Annotated in this window: 16 protein-coding genes and 1 riboswitch; of the genes, 3 read left to right on the top strand and 13 right to left on the bottom strand. The window is 43.3% G+C overall.

Annotated features, from left to right (window positions below; genetic code table 11):
* Positions 1 to 11 precede the first annotated feature (11 nt).
* The 8 genes from ytrF to FB592_RS15985 all read right to left on the bottom strand — a co-directional run bounded on the left by ytrF (position 12) and on the right by FB592_RS15985 (position 5,870).
* Positions 12 to 1,322: an ABC transporter permease YtrF gene (gene ytrF / locus FB592_RS15950; protein ID WP_049140981.1), complete on the bottom strand. Its 1,311-nt coding sequence runs from the start codon at positions 1,320 to 1,322 to the stop codon at positions 12 to 14.
* Positions 1,312 to 2,007: an ABC transporter ATP-binding protein YtrE gene (ytrE, locus tag FB592_RS15955; protein WP_047183063.1), complete on the bottom strand. Its 696-nt coding sequence runs from the start codon at positions 2,005 to 2,007 to the stop codon at positions 1,312 to 1,314. The genes ytrF and ytrE overlap by 11 nt, the downstream gene beginning before the upstream one ends.
* Before the next feature lie 14 nt (positions 2,008 to 2,021).
* Complete coding sequence (gene ytrD / locus FB592_RS15960; protein ID WP_072175871.1) at positions 2,022 to 2,999, bottom strand: ABC transporter permease YtrD; 978 nt, start codon at positions 2,997 to 2,999, stop codon at positions 2,022 to 2,024.
* Between the two features lie 29 nt (positions 3,000 to 3,028).
* Positions 3,029 to 4,015: an ABC transporter permease YtrC gene (gene ytrC / locus FB592_RS15965; RefSeq protein ID WP_015483589.1), complete on the bottom strand. Its 987-nt coding sequence runs from the start codon at positions 4,013 to 4,015 to the stop codon at positions 3,029 to 3,031.
* Complete coding sequence (gene ytrB / locus FB592_RS15970) at positions 4,009 to 4,887, bottom strand: ABC transporter ATP-binding protein YtrB (protein WP_003229123.1); 879 nt, start codon at positions 4,885 to 4,887, stop codon at positions 4,009 to 4,011. The genes ytrC and ytrB overlap by 7 nt, the downstream gene beginning before the upstream one ends.
* Positions 4,880 to 5,272 (bottom strand): GntR family transcriptional regulator YtrA, encoded by a 393-nt coding sequence (gene ytrA / locus FB592_RS15975; RefSeq protein WP_003229121.1) that lies wholly within the window; start codon positions 5,270 to 5,272, stop codon positions 4,880 to 4,882. Before ytrA ends, ytrB begins: the two co-directional genes overlap by 8 nt.
* A gap of 33 nt (positions 5,273 to 5,305) precedes the next feature.
* Entirely contained in the window at positions 5,306 to 5,443 is a 138-nt protein-coding gene (locus FB592_RS15980; protein WP_003229119.1) for a hypothetical protein, read from the bottom strand.
* Positions 5,444 to 5,597: 154 nt separating this feature from the next.
* A complete protein-coding gene (locus tag FB592_RS15985) occupies positions 5,598 to 5,870 on the bottom strand; it encodes a YtzC family protein (RefSeq protein ID WP_003229117.1) in 273 nt (90 codons plus the stop codon).
* 161 nt (positions 5,871 to 6,031) lie between these two features.
* On the opposite strand from FB592_RS15985, the gene mnmL reads away from it, so the two are divergent.
* Both mnmL and mnmM read left to right on the top strand, forming a co-directional pair.
* A complete protein-coding gene (gene mnmL, locus FB592_RS15990; RefSeq protein WP_024572829.1) occupies positions 6,032 to 7,000 on the top strand; it encodes a tRNA modification radical SAM protein MnmL/YtqA in 969 nt (322 codons plus the stop codon).
* Positions 6,997 to 7,581, top strand: a complete 585-nt coding sequence (gene mnmM / locus FB592_RS15995; RefSeq protein ID WP_038429495.1) for a tRNA 5-(aminomethyl)-2-thiouridylate-methyltransferase MnmM — start codon at positions 6,997 to 6,999, stop codon at positions 7,579 to 7,581. The genes mnmL and mnmM overlap by 4 nt, the downstream gene beginning before the upstream one ends.
* Here mnmM and tbcS read toward each other — a convergent pair.
* Positions 7,571 to 8,674 (bottom strand): tetraprenyl-beta-curcumene synthase, encoded by a 1,104-nt coding sequence (gene tbcS / locus FB592_RS16000; RefSeq protein ID WP_004399076.1) that lies wholly within the window; start codon positions 8,672 to 8,674, stop codon positions 7,571 to 7,573. The two genes, mnmM and tbcS, sit on opposite strands and share 11 nt — an antisense overlap.
* 20 nt (positions 8,675 to 8,694) lie before the next feature.
* Positions 8,695 to 9,474: a phospholipase YtpA gene (ytpA, locus tag FB592_RS16005; protein ID WP_049140983.1), complete on the bottom strand. Its 780-nt coding sequence runs from the start codon at positions 9,472 to 9,474 to the stop codon at positions 8,695 to 8,697.
* A gap of 48 nt (positions 9,475 to 9,522) precedes the next feature.
* Between ytpA and FB592_RS16010 the strand changes: the two genes are divergently transcribed.
* The gene (locus FB592_RS16010) at positions 9,523 to 10,038 is read left to right on the top strand and encodes a gamma carbonic anhydrase (RefSeq protein WP_032726461.1); all 516 of its coding nucleotides are present in this window, start codon (positions 9,523 to 9,525) and stop codon (positions 10,036 to 10,038) included.
* A 245-nt stretch (positions 10,039 to 10,283) separates the two neighbouring features.
* Here the strand turns inward: FB592_RS16010 and alaP are convergent, their stop codons facing one another.
* The 3 genes from alaP to metK all read right to left on the bottom strand — a co-directional run bounded on the left by alaP (position 10,284) and on the right by metK (position 15,062).
* Entirely contained in the window at positions 10,284 to 11,675 is a 1,392-nt protein-coding gene (gene alaP / locus FB592_RS16015) for an alanine permease AlaP (protein ID WP_141949777.1), read from the bottom strand.
* Between the two features lie 136 nt (positions 11,676 to 11,811).
* Positions 11,812 to 13,710 (bottom strand): asparagine synthase (glutamine-hydrolyzing), encoded by a 1,899-nt coding sequence (gene asnB / locus FB592_RS16020; protein WP_004398625.1) that lies wholly within the window; start codon positions 13,708 to 13,710, stop codon positions 11,812 to 11,814.
* A gap of 149 nt (positions 13,711 to 13,859) precedes the next feature.
* Positions 13,860 to 15,062 (bottom strand): methionine adenosyltransferase, encoded by a 1,203-nt coding sequence (gene metK, locus FB592_RS16025; protein ID WP_003229102.1) that lies wholly within the window; start codon positions 15,060 to 15,062, stop codon positions 13,860 to 13,862.
* Between the two features lie 167 nt (positions 15,063 to 15,229).
* Positions 15,230 to 15,368, bottom strand: a riboswitch (SAM riboswitch).
* Between the last annotated feature and the right edge of the window lie 35 nt (positions 15,369 to 15,403).

A 15,403-nucleotide genomic window follows, 5' to 3' on the forward strand; every position in this document is an offset into this window, starting at 1 on the left:
GCTCGTTCGCATTATAGTTCTCTTCTCAACGCTGTCAGCACGTTGGTTTTTGTTGCTTTTCTCGCCGGGTTCATTCCGGAAATGACTGCGACCCCTCCGCAAATCACAACGGCAATGATCACAAGACTCGCCGGGATGTAGGAGAATGTGTAATTCAAGTCGCCCGCATCGCTTCCGCTTGTGGCCGCAAGAATCATCGGAACGGCCAGGTTGACAAGGTAGCTCACGCCGTAAGAAATGATAATCCCAATCACACAGCCTAAAATTCCGATATACGCGCTTTCCATCAAGAACATTCGGCGAATGATTGACGGGCTCGCCCCAATCGCTTTCATAATGCCGATCTCTTGCGTTCTCTCTGTCACCGCCATCGTCATCGTGTTAAAAATGCCGATCGCTGAAATAATAACTGCGATACATCCGACAAAGATCAGTCCGATTTTGAAGACCATGAAGAAGGTATTGGCTCCCTCAAGTTCGGTAGTCACTGATGTGACATAGTACCCGTCATCTGTTAGATCATTTGTCAGCTGTTCCACATTCTCAAACTTATCAGCAAAAACACCAATGTTCGTTTCAACATTTCCGCCTTTGAAATCTAAGAATTCCGAAAAATCTTTTTTGAATTGATCACTGATAAAAATGTTTGAGTCCTCCATCCAGTCTTGAGATGGTTTTTTTGTAATACCGACAATTTTAAAGTCATATGCTTTTGTTTTTGTAACATCCCCTGTTTTAGGATCTGTCTTCGATACACTTAGTTCTATTGTTTTGTTCAGAATATCTTTCGTATAGCCCTTTGGTTCTTTTATATCTTCTGGATTTCCTTTTGCTTCCTCGATTTTTTTGTTATATTCTTCCGATTCTTTTTTCGTTAATAATCTCTTTGCGAAGTCGTATCCTACTACGATTTCATTTTCCGACTTTGCGACTCTTCCCTTTTCCAATTCCATATTGGCCTTTAATTCATCATTCATATTAGTAAAAATGAGATTTGAGCTTTCATTTGTACGATTGCCTAAAGTAGCTTTGTTTGGTTCATACACTTGCGTTCTTTCTACAACTGACCTTACGTGATCATACTTCTCTAAGTCAGCTTTTTTAATAGGCTTGTCTCCTTCCTTGCCCATTACACTGACTTTCGTTACAACCTGCTGGCTCATTGTCATATCTGTAATTGTCTTTTGAATCCCAAACCCAACGGACGACAGCACAACCAAAAACGCACACGCCATTGTTGTCGCAAGAATCGTCATAAAGACGCGAAGTCTGTTTTTCTTCATATTTCTTCTGATAAAATGAACCTGATCCTTAAACCTCAACGGTAATTCCTCCTTTTAGCACACCATCATGAAGCTGAAATTTTGAATGTCCGATAGAAGCGACTTCATCATCGTGAGTAATGATCACAAATGTAATGCCACGCTCACGATTCAGCTGCTGGATCAATTCCAGCACTTCATGTTCCGTTTCTGAATCAAGGCTTCCCGTCGGCTCATCCGCTAAGATAATCGAAGGATTTAAAATCAACGCTCGAGCAATACTGACACGCTGCTGCTGGCCGCCTGACAGTTCATTCGGATAATGAGCGGCGTGGTTTTCCAGACCGACGCGTTTCAGCATGTCCTGCACCTTTTGCTTCCGCTCAGATGGCTTGATTCCTTTTAACGCCAGCGGCATTTCCACATTCTCATACGTCGTTAAGCCCGGAATGAGCTGAAAGCTTTGGAAAATAAACCCGAAATGGTCAAGCCGAAATTGCGCCCATTCCTTTTCATTAAACCCCGTAACATCAGTGCCATTAATGACAATCCGCCCTTTTGTCGGCGATATGTAGCCGGAAATTAAATTCAAAAGCGTTGATTTACCTGAGCCGCTTCGTCCGACAATACAGGCGATTTCCCCTTTCGCCACACGTAATGAAACATCCTTCAATACTGGAACTTCATTCTCACGGCCCTTTTTTCCGATCTTGAAAGAATGGTCGATATGCTGAACATCTATCATAAGTTCTCTCTCCCTTACAAAAGTTTCGTTTTTTTATAAATCGCAAAATAACTAATCAAGAAACCGATTACCGCACCTGTAGCCATGCCAATGAAATAGCCTGCAAAGCTCTCGCTGGCAGAAAATCCAAAGTAGCCGAAGCCCATGATTCCTATGATAATAACGATGATCTGCACCGGGCGGTTAAGCGGCTTCCATAAGAAGAAATATCCGTTTCTTTCATTAGACAGTTTGACAAAGCTAATATAGCCGATGATGTAGAAGATGATAGTCATGATAGCCGGAATCACTAAATAATATGGTGAATTCTCAGCCCATTTTGAGTCTACATAAATTATCGGAATGAAATACTGCACCCATTTAGGTACTGGACCATGGATAAAATCGATTGATCCGCCAATAAGGATCTCGAGGTTGATCACAGGCAGGCTGATGAGTAAAAACGGCGAAATGGCTACGGTAAATGAGACTAGAAGCTGTGCGAAACTATTGCCTGTCAAAGCTCCTCCGGCCATAATCAAAGAATAAGCCAGCATGCTAACAATAATCATTCCCAAGCTGTAATTGTGAAAATAAACGGCCTGATCAGGCTTCAAAAACAAAATCAGTAAAACAGATAAAACATAACCTATGAGCTGCGGGATCACAATCACCATTCCGCTAGTAAAGAACTTCGCGTTAAATATCTGCCCTCGTGTATAAGGAAGGCTTAATGTAAAATCAAAAAAGCCCTTGCTTCGTTCAATCCCTAGCTGGCTGACCGCCAAAACGACTCCCCAAATCCAAAACAATGAGATAAATGAGCTGTTTAAATAATCAACGCTGAATACGCAGGGGCCGACCCAATTTTCTTTTCCAGTGACACAGCCTTGATAGATGAGATACATATTTAAAATTGATAATGGATTACCTAATATAAAAACCAAAATGGTGATAACTAAGGCGACTTTATTCTGCCGCCACTCTTTGTAAAGCAGTCCGGAATCCGGCAACTCACTTCCCTCCAAACCTAAGGCATTTCTTACACTTTTGTTTTCTTATAAATAGAGAAGTAGCTCACAAAGAATCCAGCCACTGCCCCAATGATCATACCCAAAATATAACCAATAATGGAATGTCCGGTATAGTATCCAAATAAACCAAATCCAAGGATGCCGAAAGCCATAACCAGAATTTGCACCGGACGGTCTAATCTGTTCCATAAGAAAAAGTGTCCGTTTCGTTCACTTGGATGCTTTTTGAAGCTTATCAAACCAATCAAGTAAAATAGAATGCTCATTACGGCTGGAATCAATAAAAGATATTTACTGTTAGTCATCCATTCATTTACAACGTAACTAATCGGTACTAGGTTCGATAAATTGCTTGCCAGAGAGAAATAACTCTCAGGGGAAGGGAACATTTCCCATATACTCACACCAAAAACAACTTCAAGGTTTCCAACCGGCAATGCAATAATTAAATACGGCAATATAGCTGCAGAAAACGCCGTTAACAGCTGGGCAAAAGCATTTCCAGTTAACGCTCCGGCGGCCATCACCAGTGAAAAAGCCATAAAACTAATCACAATTACTCCAACGCTGCTGTGCTCAAAAAAGTAGACGTGTTCAGGGTTATAGACAACAATCAGCAGCCATGCGAGTAAAAAGCCAATCAATTGCGACAGCACAATCACAAAACCGCCTAACCAAAATTTCGTCTGGAAAATTTGGCTTCTGTTATATGGAAGGCTTAATATAAAATCCATCGTGCCTTTCGAACGTTCCATTCCTAGGAAGCAGACCGCCAAAATGACACCCGGCACCCAGTTGAGATCTATCAGATTGCTTATGGAATAATTCACAATAAAATCACAATATTGCGGGTCTTGGCGATCAAGACATCCTTGATAAGACAAATACGTATTAACGATAGAAAGCGGATTTGCCAGCACTAAAAACGCGATACTTAACAAAATCACCACTTGATTCTGCTTCCACTCTCGATAGAGGAGACCTCGGTCTACCATCTCCGCTTCCCTCCAAACTTCGCAATGAACACTTCTTCCAGGTTGACAGGAAGCTCATTCCATACTTTTGGCTTCAGCTCTCTCAAAAAGCTCTTTTTCTCCTCATCGCTTTTCGGAATCAGCACTGTGTAAAACACGCCGGCCTGATCGAGCATCGGAATGTTTTGCTCTCTGATGGCCAGATTGACATCTGTGTCAAACGCCATTTGTATTTTGATGTATTCTTCTTTTAATTCATCAAGATCCATGACGTTGGTCAGCCTGTTATCTTCAAGAAAGCCAATTCGGTTGCACATCCGCTCTATGTCTTCAAGCCGGTGGGACGTAATCAGGATACTCGTATCACGCTCTGCCACTTCATCGACCATCAGCTGCAGCACATCATGTCTAGTTACCGCATCAATACCATCCGTCGGCTCATCAAGGAGGATCAGCGCCGGTCTCGCCGCAAACGACAGAACGAGCGATAGCTGCTTTTTTAAGCCTGTCGACAGCTCACGGTATTTTTTCGTTTCCGGAATTTCGTATCTGTTCATCAGCTCATTCGCGTACGTGACATCAAATTTCGGATATATTCTTCTCAAAATATCGACTAACTGCTTGTATGTATACTTATCGTAAAACGGATTTTGAACAGGCATGTAGATGATATTTTGTTTGACTTTCGGGTGCTTTTTGATTTCTACGCCGTCAAATAAAATCGTTCCGCTGTCAGCGAAAATGATTTGCTGGATTAAGCGAAGCATCGTCGTTTTGCCCGATCCATTGCGTCCAAGCAATCCAAAGATTTCTCCTTTTTCGATTGTTAATGAAACATCTTTTAATACTTGATTGCCGTCAATCGCTTTTGACAGCTGCCGCAGTTCAATCATTTTTTTTGCCTCCCTTCACATCAGCGCTGATTTCCTTTATCCATTCGTGCAGTTTTTCCAGCTCAACCCCTGCATAGTGTGCATCGATGATGAGCTGTTTGAGTTGCTCTTTAATCATCGTCATCTTCCCTTCAACCAGTGTCGTTTTTGCATTCTCCGATATATAGGTCCCTCTGCCCCGCAGCGTCTCAATAATCCCCTCTCGCTCAAGTTCTTTATACGCTTTGCTGACAGTGTTCGGATTCGCAATAATGATCGTTGCCAATTCTCTGACAGAAGGAAGCTTATCACCAGGCTTCATGATCCCTTTCAAACAAAGCTCTTTCATTTGCTGAATAATTTGTTCGTAAATGGGTGTTGAGCTTCTTGGATCGATTTGAATCATTTACTTCCCTACTTTCTATACGATCTGAACCTTTTATAGATAAAAATGATCAATTATACTTTTTTGCCATTCAAAACCGATCATCACGAGAACAAGAAAAAAAGAACAAGCGATCACAGATGCCGCAATCAGCATTGGCACGTTACGTTTGTTTCGTTTTTTATGTTTCATAACTGCCTCCCTTAATGTCAATATATAAATGATTTTATATTAGTGTCTACAGTGTATTACTTCAATTAGTACACTTAATACAATAAATACTTTGACTCACAAAGTCAATCCTTTTTTTACAAAAAAACGGACCCTTTTAAAAGGGTCCGTTTTCCTACACATCAAGAGGGTGCTGCAGGATCATATTATTTTGCAAAGATTGAAGCTGAAGTCTCATTCTGTACAGCTGTTCTCTCTGCTGATCATTTGACGACAGCCATAGTTTATTCAAGGCATTTACCGCATCTTCTAGCTGCATTTGTGCATCACTATATTCTTGATCGTTATAATGCTCTTGTTTAGAAGCGATTTTCAGCTGTTCTTCAGCATAATCATAGGCCTGCATACATTGCTGGAGATGTTCATCTACTGATTGTCTTGTTGCCACAGTAACCCCTCCTCTTGGTAATGGAATTCATCCATCATTCATATTGTAGCCTCATCTGACTTTATTCAATAAAGTAATTTATGGTCGATATTCATTTGTTCTCTTGTGAAATGCGTGCTACAATTTTAGGATGCAATCGTACGCAAGGAGGCACATGAATTGTGATGCAGAACAATCCTTTTCCTTATTCAAATACGGAAAAACGCTATCATACATTGAATTATCATCTCAGAGAACATTTCGGCCATAAGGTGTTTAAAGTAGCGCTTGACGGCGGTTTTGACTGTCCGAATCGGGACGGCACCGTAGCCCACGGAGGCTGTACGTTTTGCAGCGCAGCAGGCTCCGGCGATTTTGCCGGGAACCGGGCCGATGATTTAATTACGCAATTCCATGACATCAAAAACCGCATGCACGAAAAATGGAAGGACGGCAAGTACATCGCTTATTTTCAGGCTTTCACAAACACTCACGCCCCGGTTGAGGTGCTTCGTGAGAAATTCGAATCCGTCCTCGCTTTAGATGATGTGGTCGGCATTTCGATCGCCACACGCCCGGACTGTCTGCCTGATGATGTCGTTGATTACTTGGCAGAGCTGAATGAACGCACCTATTTGTGGGTGGAGCTTGGGCTTCAAACAGTTCATGAACGGACTGCACTTCTGATCAACCGCGCACATGATTTTAACTGCTATGTGGAAGGCGTCAATAAATTAAGAAAACACGGCATACGTGTCTGCTCGCATATTATCAATGGGCTGCCTTTGGAAGACCGGGACATGATGATGGAAACGGCAAAGGCCGTCGCAGATTTGGATGTCCAGGGCATTAAAATCCATCTGCTTCACCTACTGAAAGGCACGCCGATGGTCAAGCAATATGAAAAGGGAAAGCTGGAATTTCTTTCTCAAGATGATTATGTGCAGCTCGTGTGCGATCAGCTTGAGATCATTCCGCCTGAAATGATCGTCCACCGCATTACAGGTGACGGACCGATTGAGTTGATGATCGGGCCAATGTGGAGCGTCAACAAATGGGAAGTGCTTGGCGCCATTAATAAAGAGCTAGAAAACCGAGGCAGCTATCAAGGAAAGTTCTTTCAGCGGCTTGAGGAGGAATCAGCGCTATGATTTTGAAGAAAATTCTTCCTTACAGCAAAGAACTGCTGAAAATGGCCGCGGGAGAAGGAGATATTGTCGTAGATGCGACAATGGGCAACGGACATGATACACAGTTTTTAGCGGAGCTTGTTGGTGAAAACGGTCATGTGTACGCATTCGACATCCAAGAATCAGCCGTGGCCAATACAAAGGAACGGCTCGGTGACATGTATCAAGCGCGAACAACGTTATTTCACAAAAGCCATGACAAAATCGCTGAATCCCTTCCGCCTGAAACACATGGCAAAGTGGCGGCCGCGGTATTTAACCTCGGCTATTTGCCTGGCGGGGACAAATCAATTACGACAAACGGCAGTTCTACGATCAAAGCCATTGAACAGCTTCTCGGCATCATGAAAGACGAAGGTCTGATTGTTCTCGTCGTCTATCATGGCCACCCGGAAGGCAAAGCTGAAAAAAACGACGTGCTCGAGTTTTGCCGGGACTTGGACCAGCAAACAGCCCGTGTATTATCATACGGATTTATCAATCAGCAAAATGACCCGCCATTTATTATCGCCATCGAAAAAAAAGCTCAGATCAGCAAATGATTTGAGCTTTTTTCTTTGAGTTTTTCATCCAGGACATTTTTTGAAATTTCCGGTAGGCTCTGCCGTTGATATAAAAGAAAAGGGAGGTTTTTCCGCTGGCTTTGATCAGCTTCTTTGCGAGCCGGCCCATTTCCTTTTGGCCCGCCACTTTATCATCTGACAAATAAACGCCAAGCAAGCCGCGATTGATTAAACGATGGAAGTTTTCATGCGGAATGCCTTGTAAATGCTCGTCGGCTTTATGGATAAAGTGTTCAAGCCGGTCCATCATCTCTTCATGAGACTGATAATACGAGCAGAAATTCAAGTCTCCTTCCAGCAAGTCCTCCTCTTGATCAATCAAATAATCAAGCAGGATATGAAGGCCCTGTATGTAAGGAAAATAACTGTCGCGGATTTTTTTAGCGGTGCTTTCTGTGAAATCAGGCTGGAACGAATACGCAACCAGACAGAAAATGCCTAACGTTGAGCCTGCACAGGCTGAAAATTCATACCATTCCATCTCAGGGAGCTCTGATTCATATTGAGTAAACCACTTTTCAAGCCGCGGAACACGCTCATGCTCAATAACGTGCTTATGCACCTGCAAATCGCAATAATAGCCGCACAGTTCAAGCAGATAAGGTTTAATCATGTCATAGTGCTCAATGGAGCCGAGAACACGCTGGCACGTTTTAACCAGTTCATGCAAATATCCGCTGTCATCCTGTTCTTCCCTGAATTGATAATAGTTTTGCAGTTCCGCCCCAACTGTCAGTGCATCCTGCATTGAGGCATGGAGCATCCGAAAATCCTGCGGGTCCAGCGAGGTGCTGCGGTCACACAGATTGTCCAAATAATCACTAATCGTTTGATACGCGATGATAAACTCGACACATTTCTGTTTTTGGCTGCCTGACAATAAGGCCAGTATGCCGCCGCCTTCACAGTGAAACGTTTTGTCCCGAATACTTGCGGTTGCCTGTGCTTTCAATTCACTGTTATGAATCGATTCTGATTTTTGCTTCCATATGTCCAGCTCTTGATGAACGAGCGGAAAAATATCTCGATATACCTTTGCCATCAATCCAAAAGGATGTTCCGGTACTGTCAACACATGCACCCCCTACTAGTTCAAATATATTGATCAGTAAACGCTCTTGCTGCTTTAAAGACATCTTCTCTCTCGGGTTCATTGAAGATCTCATGGTAAAGCCCTTCCCACTCTCTGTATGCTTTATTATGAGAAGCAACACCATTAAACCACTTGATGACCATCGTTTTGTCAACAAGCTTGTCATCACCGGCTTGCATCACAAGAAGCGGAACTTTCAAAAATGCCTCTGTCGGCACCATTGCCGATCCAATTGTCTTTAAAAGCTCTCTGTACCATCTGACAGAAACTTTCCTGACGTATAACGAATCATTTTGGTCAGCTTCGATGACGTCCTCATTGCGTGTCGCCATATCAATTGATAATCCCGAATCAACCTTAAGTGACGGAGCGATGACATTCAGACCTTTTGATGCAAGATCAAGCGCTTTATTCACTTTAATTTGCAGTCCGAGACACGGTGATGATAAAATAATTCCCGTAATCTTGGGATTTCTTTGCTGTTTAATCCATTCAATCGCGACCAGACCGCCCATGCTGTGACCTAGAAGAAAAACCGGCAGATCAAAAGTTCGCGCTTTATCTATCCAAGCATCTACTTCATCAATGTATTCTTGAAACGAGCGAATATGCCCTCTCGCTCTTGTCGTTGTTCCCTGTCCAGGCAAATCGCCCATGACAACGTGATAACCCGAGGACCGCCACATTTCAATCAGCCATTTATATCGTCCGTGATATTCACTTGCCCCGTGAATAATTACAATCACGGCAACAGGTCTGTCTGCTTTCCAGGTCCACATGCTCTTCACCTCATACGAAATTTAAATAGAGAAAGAAGGATGAATCTTATGATCTACCCTTATAAGGAACACAAGCCAGATATCCACCCAACAGCCTTTATAGCTGATAATGCAACAATTACCGGTGATGTCGTGATCGGAGAACAGTCCAGCATTTGGTTTTCTGTTGTCATAAGGGGAGATGTTGCGCCGACCAGAATCGGAAACAGAGTCAATATCCAAGATTTAAGCTGCCTCCATCAAAGCCCGAACCAGACGCTGCTCATTGAAGATGACGCCACGATAGGCCATCAGGTTACACTTCATAGCGCTGTTATCCGCAAGAACGCCTTAATCGGCATGGGCTCAATCATTTTAGACGGAGCCGAAATTGGCGAAGGCGCTTTTATTGGTGCCGGCAGTCTTGTCCCGCCTGGAAAAACCATTCCGCCTGGCCATCTCGCCTTTGGCCGCCCTGCAAAAGTCATCCGCCCTTTGACGGAAGAAGACCGAAAAGATATGCAAAGAATACGGTCAGAATATGTAGAAAAGGGCCAATATTATAAATTTCTTCAACAAACATAAGACCTGCTTCGTCTTACTTTACCATTTTTCAAATTATATTTGAAAGCAATAACCATCGTTAACCCGGACGTCATCACAGTTCGGGTTTCAATTTTTCCATAAAACGTTCACATATAGCATGAAACGTATGACTTTTATCTTATCACAAAACTATAAACAGCCTCTGCAAACACACATACCTATTCTTTCCTGTTCTCTATTTTCTATGAGCACACACAAAAAGAGCCCACTGGGAGCTCTTTTTGTCAGCTGATATTTCGTTCGCTGGCAGCTGCTGCATTTTTTTTGTGAAACCCTTTTCCATAGTACACAGCCAGCAAGATGAGAAACCATATCGGCCCGATAATCACGGCTACTCTTGTATCAGGGCTGTAAGCCATAAGAATGACGACGAATGCTAGAAACGCCAATGACACATAAGACGTAAACGGAAAGAAAGGCATTTTGTACTTTAATTGTTTCTTTTCTTCCGGCTTCAAACTTTTCCTGTATTTTATTTGAGAAAGCAAAATGATTGCCCACGTCCAAATCGCTCCGAACGTCGCAATACTTGTAACCCAAGTAAATACCTTCGCAGGGACAACATAGTTTAACAGCACTCCGACTAATAAAGCCCCCGCTGAAGCCAGAACAGCTTTACCCGGGATGCCGCCTTTCGTCAGCTGACCGTATGCTTGTGGCGCCTCTTTCTGTTCCGCCAAGTTAAACAGCATCCGTCCTGTGCTGAAAATACCGCTGTTGCATGAAGACAGCGCGGCAGTCAACACGACAAAGTTAATGATACCTGCCGCCGATGGAATGCCCACTTTTTGAAATGTGAGAACAAATGGGCTTCCTTGAGAGCCAATTTCCTGCCACGGATAAATAGACATAATGACAAATAAAGCGCCTACATAAAAAATCAAAATCCTCCAAAATACTGTATCGATTGCTTTGGCTAACGATTTTTGCGGGTTTTTTACTTCGCCAGCCGTCACCCCGATCATTTCAATCCCTAAATAGGCGAACATGACCATTTGAAGAGACAATAGAACCCCTTTTAAACCATGAGGGAAAAATCCTCCGTTGTTCCACAAATTGCTGATTCCAGTGGCAATGCCCCCATTGCCGACTCCTGCAATAATCATCAATAAACCGACAGCAATCATGGATAAGATCGCAACAATTTTAATCAATGCGAACCAAAATTCCAACTCACCGTAAGCTTTGACAGCCAGGAAATTAACACCCGTCATAATGACCAGTGCCGATAACGCCCAAATCCAGTTTGGCACGTCAGGAAACCAGAACCCCATATAGATACCGACAGCAGTAATTTCGGCCATACAGGTGACAACCCATAAAAACCAGTAGTTCCACCCTGTTAAATAGCCTGCAAGCGGTCCCAAATAATCACGCGCATACCTGCTGAAGGAGCCTGCGACCGGTTTTTGAATGGCCATTTCCCCAAGCGCTCTCATAATAAAAAACATGACCAGGCCGCTTGCGGCATACGCTACCAAAATACCAGGCCCTGCTAATTGAATAGCTGATGCGGAGCCGAGGAACAACCCTACTCCTATAGCAGCTCCTAAAGACATTAAAGAAATATGCCTTTCTTCGAGTCCGCGGTGCAGCTCTTGTTTTTGTTTTTGCATGCTTTCTTCTCCCCTAGAAAAAAATATCATTAAATCATTTTTCTGAATATTTCGTACGGATTGGGTAAATCAATGATGATGGAGAAATAAAAGGATAACAACAAGGCTTTCGACTACTCGAAAGCCTTGTTGTCTGTTACACAAAGATGACTTCTTTAGGCTGATGGCTCAGCTCTTCAGGCATATACCGTTTTTCAATATTGATGCTGTGCCAGATCATAAAGATTAGCACAGTCCAGATTTTACGGCTGTTATCAGCCTTGTCCGCACAATGGTCTTCAAGAAGCTGAAGGACATAATCCTTATGGATATAAGCATCCGTTTGGCTTTCTTGAATAATATTCCGCACCCATTCGTTCATTTCGTTTTTCAGCCAATGACGGATCGGTACAGGGAAACCGAGCTTTTTGCGGTTTAATACGTGCTCAGGCACAATTCCTTCAGCGGCTTTGCGAAGAAGATACTTCGTCGTGCCGTTCTTCGTTTTCAGCTCATCAGGAATTTTTGAAGCGACGTCGAATACGACTTTATCCAAGAACGGCACACGCAGTTCCAAAGAATTCGCCATCGTCATTTTATCCGCCTTTAACAAAATGTCGCCGCGCATCCAAGTGTGGATATCGACATACTGCATTTTGTTGATATCGCTGTACGAGCTGCTTTCTGTAAAGTAAGTCTTCGTCACATCGCGATATGAAAGGTTCGGATTATAATGCTTCAACAGCTGCTTTTTGACAGACTCTTCAAAGATTTTCGCGTTACCGATATAACGATCTTGAAGCGGAGTACAGCCGCGCTCAAGCAGGCTCTTTCCTCTCATACCTTCAGGCATAACGGCAGCGACGTGCAGAAGCATCTTTTTCAAGCCGGACGGGATCCGTTCAAACGGTTTAAGCGAAAGCGGTTCACGGTAAATGTTATATCCGCCGAAGAGCTCATCCGCTCCTTCACCTGATAAAGCAACCGTAACATGTTTTTTCGCTTCTTTTGCAACAAAGTACAACGGAATCGCTGCCGGATCAGCAAGCGGGTCATCAAAATGCCATACGATCTTCGGAAGCTCATTCATGTATTCCTCAGGCGAAATGACTTTGCTGATATTTTCGATGCCCAGCGCCGCTGCAGTTTCTTTCGCTACATCAACCTCACTGAAGCCCTGCTGTTCAAAGCCGACAGAGAATGTTTTTAAGCTTGGATGAAATTCCTTCGCAACAGACACAATAAAGGAAGAATCAATCCCGCCAGACAGAAACGAACCGACAGGAACGTCACTTCTCATATGAACGTTTACAGAATCATAGATCGCGTCTCGGACTTCTTTCACAAGCTTGTCTTCTTCAGTCTGAACCGGCTTGAAGTTCGCTTTGAAATACGTTTTGAATGTGATATCGCCGTCCGGGCGGATTGTGAATTGTGAACCCGGCTCTACTTTTTTCACATGGGCATCAAGCGTGCTTGGTTCAGGAACAAATTGGAAAGACATGTACTGCTGCAATGCCTCTTTATCTATTTCAATATCATTCTGAGCAACCATTAAACTTTTTCTCTCTGAGGCAAAATAAACCTGATCATTGATCGTTGTGTAGTACAACGGTTTAATGCCGAATGGATCTCTTGCCCCATAAAGCACATGATCGTTTTTATTCCAAATCAGAAAGGCAAACATACCGCGCAGTTTGGACGCCGCTTCTTCTTTATAGTGACGGTAAGTCGCAAGAAGAACCTCTGTGTCCGAATCCGTGTTGAATGTGTACCCCTTTGCTTCAAGCTCTTCTCTCAGTTCAATATAGTTATAGATTTCTCCGTTAAAGATAATCCAATATGTTTCATCTTCATATGATAAAGGCTGTCCGCCATTTTCTACATCAATAATGCTGAGCCGTCTGAATCCGAAGCCGACGTGCTCATCATGGAAATATCCATCACTGTCAGGACCGCGGTGAACGATCATTTGGTTCATTTGTTTGATTAGTTCTTCTTGATCAGCGGTTTGAGCTAACGGATGCTTGTTAAAAACCCCGACAAATCCACACATAGTATTGCCTCCATAATTAAAATTGTCATCATTGAACCCCTATTTATAGACGCTGTGAATAGTATTTGGTTTCACAGTTATGTAAAAAAATAAACATGAATACAACGATAAAAAAGGGAAAGCCGCTTAACCAGTAAGCGGCTATAAAATTATTCTCCTAACGCTTCTTTACGCAGCTGCTCCGCTTTGTCTGTGCGCTCCCATGGAAGGTCAACATCGTGACGTCCAAAGTGGCCGTACGCAGCAGTTTGTTTGTAGATCGGACGGCGCAAATCAAGCATTTTGATAATGCCGGCAGGTCGTAAATCAAAGTTATTGCGAACAACTTCAATCAGTTTTTCCTCAGAAGCTTTTCCTGAACCGAATGTGTTGATTGAGATTGACACAGGCTGTGCAACACCGATCGCGTAAGCAAGCTGTACTTCGCAAGAATCAGCAAGCTCAGCCGCAACGATGTTTTTCGCAACGTATCTTGCCGCATAAGCTGCAGAACGGTCTACCTTCGTCGCGTCCTTACCTGAGAACGCGCCTCCGCCGTGGCGTGCATAGCCGCCGTACGTATCAACGATGATTTTGCGTCCTGTAAGTCCCGCATCCCCTTGAGGGCCTCCGATTACGAAACGTCCTGTAGGGTTGATGAAATATTTTGTTTCTTCATCAATCAGCTCTTCAGGAACAACCGGATTGATGACATGTTCTTTAATGTTGCGCTGAATTTGCTCAAGTGTAATTTCAGGATGATGCTGAGTTGAAATAACAATCGCGTCAATGCGGACTGGTTTGTTATTTTCATCGTACTCAACCGTTACCTGTGTTTTGCCGTCAGGGCGAAGGTACGGAAGAATATCTTCTTTACGGACTTCACTTAGGCGGCGGGCTAATTTATGGGCAAGTGAAATTGGAAGAGGCATAAGCTCTTTCGTTTCGTTGCACGCATAACCGAACATTAATCCTTGGTCACCCGCACCAATCGCTTCAATTTCTTCGTCGCTCATTGTGCCTTCACGGGCTTCAAGCGCTTGGTCTACGCCCATCGCGATATCAGCAGACTGCTCATCAATTGATGTTAAAACCGCACAAGTTTCCGCATCAAATCCGTATTTTGCACGTGTGTATCCGATTTCTTTAATGGTTTGGCGAACCGTTTTCGGAATGTCAACATACGTAGAAGTTGTGATCTCTCCGCTTACAAGAACCAAACCTGTTGTCACAGATGTTTCACAAGCAACACGCGCGTTAGGGTCTTTCTTTAAAATTTCATCTAAAATGCTGTCAGAAATCTGGTCACAGATTTTATCCGGATGCCCCTCCGTAACAGATTCTGATGTAAATAAACGACGATTTTTACTCATGATTTGCTTCCTCCTGCACAAGGCCTCCCGAAAGACCTTGTATATATGATACGGAACTCGCTCCCTCTTATACAATGTACAGTTATATTAGAGAATGTTAATTGGCATATTTATGAAATAAAAAAACCTTTTCCATCGAGGAAAGGGTTTGGTCTTTGTGCCTTTCACTCTTATCGCTCAAGGAATCATACAACCTTGCAACAGGTTAGCACCTTGGTTGTCTCACTCAGTTGAACATAATAAATAACAGAGAAACCGGTTGCTGGGCTTCATAGGGCCTGTCCCTCCGCCAGCTCGGGATAAGAGTATCCGCTCAATGAAATATCTTATCGTAAAAGGGT

It is taken from the genome of Bacillus sp. SJZ110, assembly GCF_006715455.1.
GTDB classification, from domain to species: Bacteria; Bacillota; Bacilli; order Bacillales; family Bacillaceae; genus Bacillus; species Bacillus subtilis.

Coding starts and splice junctions, on each gene's coding strand:
- ytrC (WP_015483589.1), bottom strand. CDS start 4,015: ATGGTAGACCGAGGTCTCCTCTATCGAGAGTGGAAGCAGAATCAAGTG.
- ytrA (WP_003229121.1), bottom strand. CDS start 5,272: ATGATTCAAATCGATCCAAGAAGCTCAACACCCATTTACGAACAAATT.
- ytrB (WP_003229123.1), bottom strand. CDS start 4,887: ATGATTGAACTGCGGCAGCTGTCAAAAGCGATTGACGGCAATCAAGTA.
- ytrE (WP_047183063.1), bottom strand. CDS start 2,007: ATGATAGATGTTCAGCATATCGACCATTCTTTCAAGATCGGAAAAAAG.
- alaP (WP_141949777.1), bottom strand. CDS start 11,675: ATGCAAAAACAAAAACAAGAGCTGCACCGCGGACTCGAAGAAAGGCAT.
- FB592_RS15980 (WP_003229119.1), bottom strand. CDS start 5,443: ATGAAACATAAAAAACGAAACAAACGTAACGTGCCAATGCTGATTGCG.
- asnB (WP_004398625.1), bottom strand. CDS start 13,710: ATGTGTGGATTTGTCGGGGTTTTTAACAAGCATCCGTTAGCTCAAACC.
- ytpA (WP_049140983.1), bottom strand. CDS start 9,474: ATGTGGACCTGGAAAGCAGACAGACCTGTTGCCGTGATTGTAATTATT.
- FB592_RS16010 (WP_032726461.1), top strand. CDS start 9,523: ATGATCTACCCTTATAAGGAACACAAGCCAGATATCCACCCAACAGCC.
- mnmM (WP_038429495.1), top strand. CDS start 6,997: ATGATTTTGAAGAAAATTCTTCCTTACAGCAAAGAACTGCTGAAAATG.
- metK (WP_003229102.1), bottom strand. CDS start 15,062: ATGAGTAAAAATCGTCGTTTATTTACATCAGAATCTGTTACGGAGGGG.